The organism is Vibrio paucivorans, from assembly GCF_054053395.1.
On record NZ_CM133230.1, the window covers coordinates 2,188,353 to 2,201,473 of the forward strand.

Here is a 13,121-nt window from a genome sequence, read left to right on the forward strand (position 1 = left end):
GTCACTAGGACCGAGCATAAGGAACATTAAGAAACTTAACCAAAGAACTTGATTATGAAACCATCCAAACTAACTACATATTTTACTTTAGTTACTCTAAGCATTGCGTGTTTAGCAGGAATTTCCTATCTTAACTCTGATCGTTCTGATATTTTTCCCTCTAACGATTCTGAACATGAAGCATTCATTGAATTCCAAAATATCTTATTTCGATGTACAAAGGACTCCATTTGTACACCTGTCGAATCAAAATCAAGCAATGAGTCAATTTCCTAACTATAGATAAAGTAAATGGCGATAAAACTTCATCCACGATTGTATTACCTTAAGCCTCATAGACTGTACGACACTGTTGAGTAGCTACCAATGATTTGCATATCGTAATTTTGCTCTATAAGTTAAGAGTATATACCCTCAAGAACTTGGAGATAACAAGGCTAACACCATTACGCCTGTACTCAACATAAAGGCTATGTTCATTAAGTAAAGAGCAGCGTGCCATATGGTTGTACTATTCTAGTTTTTAGCGTCAAGCTAGCTACTCAATCACACAATAACCTTATTAGCCATTGGATTATATGAACATAGCCTTTTCTCTCAATAAGGTACATTAGTTCCCATAATAATTTTATTATCGTTACACTTCGAAGGTATATATGCTTTGTTTTAAATCAATAGATGAAGGGGGGTACAAAGCGCTCACCAAAAACTTTAAAAGTGGCGATATTGTATTCGGTTTATCTATAGATAGGTCCCTTGGCGTTGAGGCGTTGAATCGGAAATCTTACCCTAATAAAATAAAGGGTAAGGAGAATATCTTAGTTCAAAATACACTCACTAACGCAGTCTTCGGCACTACTGTCTTACCGGGAAGGCAGAGATCTGACGAAAATATTATAAATGAACTTTATGACCCGCTCAGAGGGTTAGCATTCAAAAGATACACCTCCAGCTACCCTTCATTGATGAAAACAGACTTTTTGAACCTACACGATTCCGAAAGAGCAAATAGATTATGGAGTAGAACGAGTAAAGCTGGTTTACTGTTCCAGATTTTTGAGCGAGGAGCTACAGTTCATTTTTGTGTGGATCATCTTCAATTTTCCATAAGAAAAATAGCTAAAAAGGAGGGGGTCGAAGGAAACTGTGTCACAGCCTCTGAAATACGAATGCTGTATCGATACCGACACCACCCACAAGTTGCACGTTGCTTGAAGATTTACACCAAAGAAAGAGAAATACCATTACATGAGTTTTTCAGTGACCCAAATTGGAGTTTATACTTGCCAAGTAACACTTATTTCTGACTATCAAATCTCTCATTTATTTCTACATAAATGAGAAGATTATAATCCCCCTTAAAAATCTTCTATACAAATGGCCTAACCTTAGAGCTAAGAGTTGGCATATGCTCTAGCCTTTTTTTTGTTTCAAATAATTTTTCAAACGGAACGTATACCACAACCACTCTGTCCAACCCTATACTCCCTATACTTACTGGATGATCGCGTATTTTCTCTGAAATAGGAACATACTTGTCGAAGCCAATTAATATTGGATAAGCGTTCTCAATACTATGCCGTGAATAACTAAGACAGTCTTTGTAGTTTTGGATATAGTGTAAGCTAACTCCCATACTTATCGGCTGACTTTTATATAAACACTCGATCGTATAGCCTCTCTCACCTGACTTTAACCCACCATCACGATGGAACCACGCGGTCCTATCAATATCTTCCATCGATAAAAAGGCTCTATATTTAATTAGGCCTTCTAAGAAATTAGAGTTTGTTCCATGAACATATAGAGCTCCCAAGCTAGCCATTTCCTTGAATAAAGGCTCCTCATGAATAGGCTTCACTTTTAATTTCAATCCGGAACTGTTTTGAAGTGGCATTTTTTTCTCCCAGACAATCAAACGTAGTCATCGATTAACGTAAAGAACAAGTACCGCGTAAATCGCGCTCTTAACGCTAGAGCGTTTTTACGAATCGAACGGTTTATATGAACCAATATGAATCCCAGCAGTGTAATTGGAATAAATATCAACAAAATCGAGACATCAATACTTAGTCATAGCCATAGCCATAGCCATAGCCATAGATACTTTAAGGATGGGAAAGCCTGTTGTCACAAGCACAAAAGAAAAAACGCAAATGGAAGATAAACACCAATATTTGTCTATAACGTTGGCTTTCAACATTACCATAAGACAGCTCTCCTCCTAATAAAATCTATCCACAGATTTTGTGGATAGTTTGAAATCTTAAACATTCCGATTCCGTTCTATTGAACCACTTGCCTACTCGAAAGGTGTTACCGTAGGTAACTTGGTTATCGCTTCAAAAGACTAAATAAGAAAGAAACAAAGGTCGGTTGCTTAGCTTCAGAGTCGCAATTATTTGACGCTCATCTATAGATTTAAGCTAGCCTAAGTATCATGCCAGCAATTACGTCTGCATGTTCTAGAACAGTCCTTTCATATGCATGCCGAATCAAATATTTGTATTTCATGTGACGAGGACCTAAACCTTTGAGATTCTGCAATCCACAATTATTGAAGTTAAATAAGGACCTCAAATGTTAAAAAAACTACCGCTAGTCACCCTGATTGTATTCTCCATTTGTGCTCAAGCCACTAGCCCACCTGACACTACTTTAAGTACGCGTATAAGCAGTCTAGAGGCAATTGAAATTTCCGCTGATAGAATTAATAACGACATTATTGAAGGCCAATTTGATAAAATTTTCGAGCTATATGGGAGTCTTAGCGATGAACAAAGAGTGATGCAGCAATTTTCTAATTCCGTAAATACTGATGGCGTTATACAGAATTTGGAGCAGAATAAAACCACGATCATCAATGAAGCTTTCAATACCATTCTCGAGAATACCGGCAAGGTGTTTCCTAAATCTGCAGACTTCACTCCCAAAGGGCTTATTGTTCTTGGCGCAACACCTGAAATAGGCATTTTGGAAAGCCGATTAGATGTCGCTTACAATATGGCACTGGACAACAAAACTTTACCCATCATTCTGTCAGGCAAGGGACGTAAAGAAGATGTTGTTGAAGCTGACTACATGTATGAATACCTGGTTTCAAAGGGGCTAAGCAGAGATCGTCTTTATAAAGAACCCTTAGCTCTAGATACCGTTAGCAACGCTGAATTTTCATATTTCACTATCACTGGAAATGCAGTCCTAAATGGTGTTACAGATTGGTTAGTGATCACCAACAATTACCATGCAATGCGCGCTCTGAACAACTTCCAATACGTATTCCCTGACAACTACAATATATCTGTATATTTGTCGCCATTGTTACCAGAAGGAGTTACGCACCCAGATCGTCTCACCATTTTGAGAGAGCTTGTTGCTGAAGAAGTAAGCTCAGAATCGAATCACCGATTTATGGAACTGCTAACTTATGAGCAATTCAGCAATAGTAGCCAAGTGTTTGAGCCGAAGAATATTTCCGGGCAACCTTGCGCAATCCTTAACGAGATGCTGATCGAACATAGATTGTATAAGGGCAAGATCAATGAATTAACAATGCAATTTAGCCAGTGCTATAAAGCTAGATAGCCAATAACGGTTCAGTGCACTAAATGGCTGAAACCGTAACATGTACTACTGCTATGGTGCGTTAGGCTAGGGTGTTGAAAGCTGTTCTTAACGTGCTTATATGTTCAAGCACATTAAAGGACAAAGGTTCCAACGCAGTCGACTCCGCTCCTGGACTAGTTAAACAGCAATGTATACATCTATAACGAAACATACCATTTAATAAAATCAGAGTGAGTTGTCATTTAGAATGGCATGTGAATTCCCATGCCATTTTATTAAAATTAACGTGAGTTACAGTAGCACATGAAGGTGGAAAGAGCTCCTTAGTCACTAGTTTACAATAAACTTTATGCCATCGACGAACTCACCCTGTGACCAAATTTTGACTTGTCGGATTGATGCTCCATCTGGTAATTCAAAGGTTTTATCATCTGTATTAAATGCAGAGTTTTTTGAGCCCAACACTTGTATAGAACCATCATCAAAAGTGAACGCCATACTCAGCAAATGACTCCCACTGTTTTCTAACTTTCCTGAAGTGGCAGTGATTTGCGCTACACGGTTAAGATCGATCTGAGTAAGGCTTCCACCAATACCACCTTGCATCGCATTTTCTTGTGTGCCAATTGCATCGATCGCACTACTATGGCGTATATATAGAGTTCCTGCGGGACCAACATCTTGATGAGCTGGCGAACCGGAGGTGAAACCGAATACTAGCGATTCATCAACATTACTAAATACATTTGTGTAAGAGGTGATAGTACGAAAACTCACTTGATCAGTGTCACTGCTATAAAGCCCTAACTCGCCTGTTACCTTGTTGTGCCCAAGATACTCATCAGAGAAAACGTTGCTCAGTTTATCAGTACCTTCTATCCACTCCCAACGCTGACTTAGACTTGAATCGCAGTCTTGTAATCGTTTTAGCGAGGCTCCATCTAAACATTTACCCACATCACTTGCACTAACATAGCGCCCTAACTGATCAAAAATGAAAGATTGTGAATTTTTGGTCTCCTCACAAACCCTCGCCATAAGAACACCATTGTCATCCATATCAACACAGCGGTTATTAAAACTTCCAAGTTGAAGGTTAACCGGCCTACCTCCTGTGAATACTGGATGTTCCCAGTCAACGGTAAAACTCACTTTTTTTCCCACTCGGCGACGCGGTGTATTTTCGAAGCCACGATACGACTGACGTAATCCGCGCCTGTACGCGCCGTTATAGATAGGACGAATATTGACAGAGGAATCAATGGTAAAGTCGGTTGTTCCTACTGCATTAGGAGCAGCCTTATAGATCACATCCATCTTAGGCACAAAGCTGGCATATCCGATAGGGTTAATACGATTAATATCTACAGGATATTTCTTTACCCATGGAGCATCAGTTGAACGATCTAGCAATGACTTTGCTGTTGCAAACTGATCACGATTCCACTTGAACTGAACATTCTGTGCATTTGGGCTATAACGCTCGACACGATAGTCTTGAGTATTAAAAGTTAACCAGCGGCTCTGATTGTAGCTAGCATTTGCTTCTAACTTAGCTTTCGGCCCGTCCTTGCCAACTTCAACACCACTTGCTACGCCAATCTCAAAGCCTGACACTTCCCTTACTTCGTATTGTGCATTTAGATTTTCCCTAGGGAATGTTTTTAAGATGTGCGCTTTGCTGTTCGAAGCATTAAATGAAAATTGATAATCTTGGGCTATAGCATCGGTAGACCAGTCTTTAAAGTACCCTCTCAGCTTTAAGGAACTCGACTTAGATTGCCTAAATTCGAGACGCTCATTAAGGTGAACCCCTGCACCTGTGGTGTCATCATCTAAACTTATCCGAACAATTTTTGCATCAGGCGTCGCCGAGCCCGTCGTTCCATATTGCAATGACCGCTCTAAGTTAACACGATAAATCAATGAAATATTGGGGTTGTCACAGAAAACGCTTTCGCCTCTATTCCATAGATGCGATTTCTTGAAGGTACATTCATCATTGGTAATAGGTCTATTCACATTTAAGTAAAATGCAACGTGTGGTAGTGAATGTGTCTCTGATGCTATACCTGATGCTAGTTTGCTAATGCCTTGCTTTTGTCTAGTCAGCATCGTTGAGGATGCTTCCAGCAAACTAACATTAGGATCATTCTCATCATCTAGAGGGGTAAATAACAGTCTTCCCTTATGCTTGCTTATGATCAAAAAATCACTAGTAAAAGCTAGCCCTATTTTATTTCTAAACAATAACTTAGCCTGTTTTTTTTGTACCTCTTCATTAATCGTACTAAAGTCTATAAAGTATCGGACTTGTTGATCTAAAACCTTGTTTCGTATAACTGAAAAGGATGGCGGAGCACCCTCCCCTTGTAGCCAGTAATTAGTATTAATGTAGTTGATTTGGCTATCATTCTGAAGTCTACTGAATATCCCAATAGCTGCCTCTTGCGGCTGATTGATGTTAGCTTGAGCAGGGTTAACTAGTGAACTACATATAACAGCCATAGTACTGAGTGATTTCCATCCATTGGTAAATTTATAGTTTATATTTTTCATTTTTCTGTCCCTAGCCAAATTATTGAGTTAATAATAACGGAGAGATAATTACGATTTCATTCGTTTTTCAATCAAGGTTTTACATTCCTATTAATCAAAACTGTCACTTCTCTCCATACCGTAATTGATATACTTACTAAAACCTGTAGGAAAGTAAAAAAGCCATCGACTTGAATTAAGATCTCAATAAATGTAGCTAATGCACACACTAATAAAATAAAATTGTGACTCTATTTGGCATAATATTCATGACCGATATCATCGTCATTCACCTTTTTCTACTTCATAGAAATATTTTTCTCAAAGCTCTTTGGTTAATATGTTAATTTTATTATAGTCATTAATATATCAATCTATAAATATTCATGATTCGCTAACGTCAAATGGTAAAAAATTCATTCTCTATAAAAAGTATTACCAACCTTACTAAATTGCCTCGAAAAATAATTCACTATGGCCTTTTCATTGTTCATTTAGCCTACGTTCTAAAGAACTTTCGGAGGATAAGGGATTGTTAATACAACATGGGAAGTTATGTATCGCCTTCCACTTTTAAAATATAAGTTCAGATAAAAAAATAGAATAGCCAATTATATCAATGAGATATGAAGTTAATTTAGAGTAGCATGGTGTTTTTACATCAAAGTGTAAAAGATATGATTATATTTGATCAAGCCAGAACCTGAGGCTGTTTGACAATGAGTTAATTCAGCCAGTGCTAGGCTTTATCCTTAATAAATAAATGGTAAATCAACATAAGCTCTTGCTTACTCAACAAGTTTTCGTAGCCTTTGTTCATAGCTATGTACTGCTCTCTATCTCTAATTAAAATCGGATGTTGTGGGCGAGACATAGGTTGTCTTAAACATTTGAATTGGTTAAGTTTTATCATACTGCTTATATTCACGTTTAATTAACAAGAGGTATTTTACGACAACTCGTTGCTTTAGATCGTTATACCAATATATACTCAATCCGTTGACATGATTTTCTATTCTAAGTTGCAATATTTTGCAATAGTATGCCTGTTTATTCCAAGTAATTTTGCAGCTTTGGTTTTATTACCAAGAGTATAGATAAGGGTTTCTTTGATAATCATCCTTTTCACTACTGGTAAAATATGACTTAAATCAGGTGTTTCTGAATGATAATCGTAAGCTGCTAATTGTAATCGGAAATATCTCCTTAAAACCTCATTTTCTAATGCTATTCTCGCCATTCTCTTTCCCACTCTTGCTGTTCAAGAAAAAGCTCTATCTTTTTTCTTATTTTCCATTTCTTCCTATCTTTTTCAGAAACAACAACTACCGAACGATATGTGTCTGTTTTTGTTTTTATTCCATTACCTTTTTTAATAAAATCCCAAGGATGATTCATGGTGTCCCCACTTCTTAAATACTACTAAGCTAGTGTTCCAATATTTTTCACTATTCTTATATATAGTCTATATTTGTTAACAATATTCACAGATCACCCTGTCGAATTAAAGTGCCCAAGAACGTTTCTTGCCATGATAGATATAACGAGGTAAATTTTTGTTAAAATTGATGAGGTTAGGAAGAAAATAAGTTGTTTAAATAGTATGGTTGTCAATTTCAGTGCCAGTTTATCCTACTAGCACGTCATGCAGTTTGTTGAGAGGTGCGATAGGAGCCCTGTATAAAGGAAAATAGATTCACTCGCAATTGGGCTTCTTTTTCAGTCTATGTACTCGAAAAATCAGTAAATCGATACTCCGCCAGGTGTTGTTCCAACTAGGACATCTAGATCACCGTTCACGCCTTGATGATCGTTTTTGAGTTCGGAGCCTATAAGCAACTCACCATCAGAAGACATGCTCATCGAAGAGCCAAAATATAGATTGTTGGTTGAAGAAGTAACATCTTTATTGAACATCACATTGATATCGTTACTTTTATATCCCTCATTTCCATCTAGATGCCCCCGTCAGGCGAAGCGTTCGCCGCCCAAATCGTACCATTATGTCTTAATACACTTACCAAACCACAATTAGCTTTGGTAATATTAGTATCATGTAACTCGTCGGTAATCCCAGTAAAAATCTTGTTATTTACAGATTTATTTGCTATAGCGAGTTCATTTCCATCACGACTATACTCGAGCGCACTAACTCCTGACTTGATATAGTACCCGTACGGAAAATCTTTACCTTCATCAACGTCTTGGCTGTAATCCCAATTAGCTCCATCAAACTCAAGTAAATGAATAGCTAACTTATCAGCGATAGCCAACCTACTTCCATCACCGCTCAATGATAAATGTTTGCCGAAATTCTCGAAGTGGTGGGCGTTATCATTCCCCTTAATAAAACCTGTCTCTATCCAGCTACCATTTAAGTATTGAAATATATAAACTGCGCCAGCTTCTAAAGTGTTGTTCTGTGCACCACCACCATTGATACCTTTGTGAGGAGAAGCCTCTTTTTGAGCACCAACAGCAATCGTCGTACCGTCGTAACTGATATCTAGGTCGCTCGCGAACCAATCTCCAGCGTCTGAATTCGAAGACTTGATTAATGTCTGTTGAACCCAATTACCGCCATCCGTTTTTTTAAATAAATATGCTGCACCGGAGTTGCTTGCAATATTATCATCCCCTAAGCTTCCGGTTCCCTGTCCACTAGAGTCTTCAGCGATAGCACCAACTAGAAGGCTATTGCCATCACCGCTCAATGCCAACGTACGACCAAAGTAGTCATCAGCACCAGAGTTGCTTGCTTTTACATACTGAGTTTGCTGCCACCCAGAGGTGTCAAGTTCAAAAATATATACTGCACCTGAGCCTGATGCACTATTATCGTTGCCTGAACCTGCCAATCCTTTCTCAGCTGAAGCTTCACCATCCGCTCCAACTGCTAAGGTTTTACCATCGTCACTCAAACTAATCGCAATACCAAATCGGTCATCTTGGTCAGTGTTATGAGCTTTTATATAAGCGCTTTGAGACCATTCATCGTCATTGTTTTTATTGTATATATAGACGGCCCCAGAGCCCGGAGCCTGATCATTATCCGCGGCGCCATTCACGCCCACTGCATATGACCAATCTCCCGGGGCGGATATAGCTAAAGTTTTGCCATCTTCACTAATATCAACACTATGACCGAAATCAAATTTGTCATTATCACTCGGTGAGAAACTAGGTTTAATAAAGCCAACCATATTGTTAATTACGTCTGCATCAATCAAATGAGATGGGGAATCAATAGATCCCATACCATTATACGCTCGAATAAAGATGTTTCTTTCATGCATTTTGATTAAAGAACTTACGCTGTATGAAACTTCGGTTTGACCTGTAACTGTAACTAATGGCTCTTCACACATATCTGCTACAGAATTATCGAGAGCCTCTAAGCAAATCGTATATTCAATTCCTTTCTCATTGGATTCAGCAGCACTTTCCCAAACAACTTTCATTTGCTTAACTTTACCGCTCTCACCCGATGTATTGTGCTTGCGATGTTGGTCAAATTAAAATGAGTCATTCCTGGTGGAGGTGTCACTCCCGGCAGTGGAGGTGTCGGTTCAGGGTTAGACGTATCGCTAGAGTCATCGTCTCCACAGCCTCAAAGGACAACACTACTCAGTAGCAAGGATAAGTTCATTAGTGAACGTTTTTGTTTATTTGTAATCATGTTATTACTTATATGGTTGTTTAACACGGCCATAGGTTATCGCTAACAGTAATGACAATAAGTTCAAATAAACAAGCTATAAACTTAACTCTCGATATTTATTCGAATAACAAGCCCTATCAATAATTCAATGTTCAGAAACCATAGTTAAGGCAATGGCCTCCCCCTCTTGCCGGATTGTTTATATCTTGAAATTACAATTTAAAAGTTCATGTGAACTTAATATCTTCAAAAATTTAAGTGATGATGATCTAAATTCAACTAAATCAATCCAAAAACATGTTTGAAAGAAGAACAACCAACATCGCATTAATATTTTGTTTCGGCTCCCTTTTATTTGGATGCAACCACGAACGTTATCCAGCGACGTCATCTTCGGCTCCACCTTCGGAAGTTGTTCCACCTGCTGGCTCACAATTGCAAGCATTTAATATTATTGACATGTATAGTGCCAACACTTCTGGTCTTAACGCGAATATTGGCCTTTTGACAGTTGATTGGGAAAGCTCAGCCAAGGAAAATATCATCGATGTGGAATATACAGTTTGCAAAGAAGACCATAACCTTGCGGATAACTGCCTTCCCTTAGCTTCAACCACAGATGCCACTTCTGTAACTTTTGCAGTACCATCTTTTCTAGATTTAGTAGAGCATAGTTTGTTTGTTATCGCTTCCAAGCAGTCAGAAATAAAACTCAGTCCATCAGAGCCCGTTCCTGCCAGCGAAGTCACTAATATGATCGGTTATATAAAAGCGTCCAACACTGGTGAAAACGATAAATTCGGTACTTACGTAAGTTTAAGCGCGGATGGAAAAACTTTAGCTGTCGGAGCGATTCACGAAGGGTCTTCTGCAACAGGTATTGATGGTGATCAAACCGATAATAGTGCTAGTAATTCTGGTGCTGTGTACCTATTTCGTCGAAATGGCAACGTATGGGCTCAACAGGCTTACATCAAGGCTTCTAACACTGATGAGGGAGATCAGTTTGGTAGTTCTTTAGCTTTGAGTGCAGATGGTAATACCTTGGCTGTAGCGGCTATATATGAAGACTCTAGTGCAACCGGCATTAATGATGATCAAATAAATAATAGTTCGGAAAAATCCGGCGCTGTGTATGTATTTCGATTTGAGAAAGAAAACTGGTCGCAACAAGCTTACATCAAAGCATCTAACACCGATGAGGGTGATGAATTCGGATACTCTTTAAGTTTAAGTGCAGATGGCAACACCTTGGCTGCGGGAACTCAATATGAGGAATCTAGTGCAACTGGTATTAATGGTGATCAGACAAATAATAGTGCTTACGCTTCCGGTGCCGTGTATCTATTTAGATACGACCAAGAACGTTGGTTTCAACAAGCATATGTCAAAGCGTCTAATACGGATGCTCATGATAACTATGGTATATCCGTTTCTTTAAATGCCAACGGCGATACCTTATCCGTTGGGGCGATTGATGAAGACTCGGGTTCAGCGGGCATCAATTCAGATCAGAGTAACAATGAAATAAATAATGCCGGAGCCGTTTATGTGTACCGCTATGAACAAGAAAATTGGTCACAACAAGCGTATATTAAGACTAAGAATCCAGAAGACCACCTCCGCTTCGGATCGTCAACCCATTTAAGCGAGGATGGCAATACTTTGGCTGCAGGCTCTATAGGCGGTTTGGTATACCTGTTTCGATATGAGCAGGGAAGCTGGTTACAAAAAGCATCTATGAAAAGCTCCAACACCGAATATGATGACAGATTTGGACGAGAAGTGAGAATAAGTGCAGATGGAACCACTTTGGCAATTGGGGCATACACTGATAGCTCCAGTGCAACCGGTATAAATGGAGAGCAGCACGACAATAGCATGATTAATTCTGGTGCAACGTATATATTCAAATATGATCAGGACGATTGGTCACAAAAAGCTTATATTAAAGCCTCTAACACGGATAGCGGGCATCAATTTGGTTATTCGTTTAGTCTAGGTTCGAACGGAAATACTTTAGCGGTATCATCTCCTCATGAAATGTCTAGTGCAACGGGGATAAACGGTAGTCAGTCTGATATTGATGCTGTTGGGGCCGGCGCTGTATATTTATTCAAATTGTAAAGCAAAATGTATTAGTTGAAACTAGAATTGTCGTCCAGACTCATTCTGTGTTGGTCCTCCATCATATTGATATGAAGAGCGCATTTCTAATAGTCAATGAGATAATCCATTGTTGTTTTGGAGCTACCACACCAGCTAACTATACTTTTCATTCATATAACAGCACCCTTGGTTTAAAGAGGATATCATGTCTGGCAGCCTTCCTCAGCTCTTATTGGCTATGGTTACGGCCCTAGCTATGGTTACTACCTTGCCAGTCGAAGTGTGATTTTCTGAGTTAATTAGATATATAATCATCCCCTTGGTGTATCTTTTGTGGTTGTGCTCAGTCGTTCGACGCTTACCGTTTATTTAGTTGAAGAGTTTGATACTGCTTGTAGCATGAATTTTGATGAAGTAGTTCTGATAAAAGCGACTAAACATATTGCCTCGAACTTAGATTACATAGGCATGCTGTACCCACGCTAGTAACTAACAAGAAGGTTACTTAATTCGAGATGTTTACCATAGTAAGTTTAAATATATTTATTAGTAAATCGGGAGCTTCTCAGAATTGTTTACTTTAAAACGAAGGGTGTTACATAAGCATTTATTTTTAATTTGACTGCTTAGGAGCTTATGTATTCTACAGTCAAGCTCAAATATGAGTGATGAGAAATTCCATATGAGCTCATTATTAACCATTACTGCTACGATTCTCGAACAGCTATAGCTTCATTCAAAGTAGGAGAATCCAACGTTGTGATAGCTTTCCGTTCAGCTTGTGTTAATAGCTTCCCACCTTTTTGCCAAGCGTCAACAGACATACAGTCGGTATCAAACACATTGATATACCTTTGCATGAAAAGCCTACATTCATCGCAAATTTTTCGAGACGATGCCAAACCGAAAATCTTGAGATTCTGTTCTTTCGCATATAGTACAATCGAATTCTCTGCATGATATGGCTCTTGTAAAACTTCCATGTTTAACTTTTTAATAAGAACGTTATGTCTTATCACTGGTGATACGATTCTATCTTTTGTTAGACGCACTTCATTAAACACTGCACTATTAATACCTAAAACTAGCTTAACCTTAAAAAGCGAAAGCCCAACGGCACCAATAGCAACAGTATCGTACCTTCTATTAGGCATAAAGTTATGGCAAATGTCTGTAATCGCGAGTAAAAAGTCGTTAGTTGGCAGCATAATAATCCCCCTAAAGTCTTACTTGATGAAACCTTGAT

At 38.6% G+C, this 13,121-nt stretch carries 9 protein-coding genes; 2 read left to right on the top strand and 7 right to left on the bottom strand.

The annotated features are described in order from the left end of the window. Positions 1 to 1,369 precede the first annotated feature (1,369 nt). Positions 1,370 to 1,897 (bottom strand): hypothetical protein, encoded by a 528-nt coding sequence (locus tag ACXABW_RS09960; RefSeq protein ID WP_457522492.1) that lies wholly within the window; start codon positions 1,895 to 1,897, stop codon positions 1,370 to 1,372. A gap of 683 nt (positions 1,898 to 2,580) precedes the next feature. Between ACXABW_RS09960 and ACXABW_RS09965 the strand changes: the two genes are divergently transcribed. Continuing rightward, entirely contained in the window at positions 2,581 to 3,585 is a 1,005-nt protein-coding gene (locus tag ACXABW_RS09965; protein WP_457522493.1) for a YdcF family protein, read from the top strand. A gap of 312 nt (positions 3,586 to 3,897) precedes the next feature. On the opposite strand, the gene ACXABW_RS09970 is transcribed toward ACXABW_RS09965, so the two are convergent. From ACXABW_RS09970 to ACXABW_RS09990, 5 genes are all read right to left on the bottom strand, one after another. Next, positions 3,898 to 6,126, bottom strand: coding sequence for a leukocidin family pore-forming toxin (locus ACXABW_RS09970; protein WP_457522494.1), 2,229 nt, complete (start codon positions 6,124 to 6,126; stop codon positions 3,898 to 3,900). 991 nt (positions 6,127 to 7,117) lie between these two features. Beyond that, positions 7,118 to 7,345 (bottom strand): helix-turn-helix domain-containing protein, encoded by a 228-nt coding sequence (locus tag ACXABW_RS09975; protein ID WP_457522495.1) that lies wholly within the window; start codon positions 7,343 to 7,345, stop codon positions 7,118 to 7,120. Next, entirely contained in the window at positions 7,333 to 7,503 is a 171-nt protein-coding gene (locus tag ACXABW_RS09980) for a hypothetical protein (protein WP_457522497.1), read from the bottom strand. Before ACXABW_RS09980 ends, ACXABW_RS09975 begins: the two co-directional genes overlap by 13 nt. Positions 7,504 to 7,845: 342 nt before the next feature. Then, positions 7,846 to 8,022 carry a hypothetical protein gene (locus tag ACXABW_RS09985; RefSeq protein WP_457522499.1) on the bottom strand — a complete coding sequence of 59 codons (177 nt, stop codon included), beginning with the start codon at positions 8,020 to 8,022 and terminating at the stop codon, positions 7,846 to 7,848. A gap of 38 nt (positions 8,023 to 8,060) precedes the next feature. Then, positions 8,061 to 9,566 carry a hypothetical protein gene (locus ACXABW_RS09990; protein WP_457522501.1) on the bottom strand — a complete coding sequence of 502 codons (1,506 nt, stop codon included), beginning with the start codon at positions 9,564 to 9,566 and terminating at the stop codon, positions 8,061 to 8,063. A gap of 497 nt (positions 9,567 to 10,063) precedes the next feature. On the opposite strand from ACXABW_RS09990, the gene ACXABW_RS09995 reads away from it, so the two are divergent. Continuing rightward, the gene (locus ACXABW_RS09995) at positions 10,064 to 11,893 is read left to right on the top strand and encodes an FG-GAP repeat protein (protein ID WP_457522502.1); all 1,830 of its coding nucleotides are present in this window, start codon (positions 10,064 to 10,066) and stop codon (positions 11,891 to 11,893) included. 689 nt (positions 11,894 to 12,582) lie between these two features. Here ACXABW_RS09995 and ACXABW_RS10000 read toward each other — a convergent pair. Further along, entirely contained in the window at positions 12,583 to 13,083 is a 501-nt protein-coding gene (locus ACXABW_RS10000; protein WP_457522504.1) for a hypothetical protein, read from the bottom strand. Positions 13,084 to 13,121 lie beyond the last annotated feature (38 nt).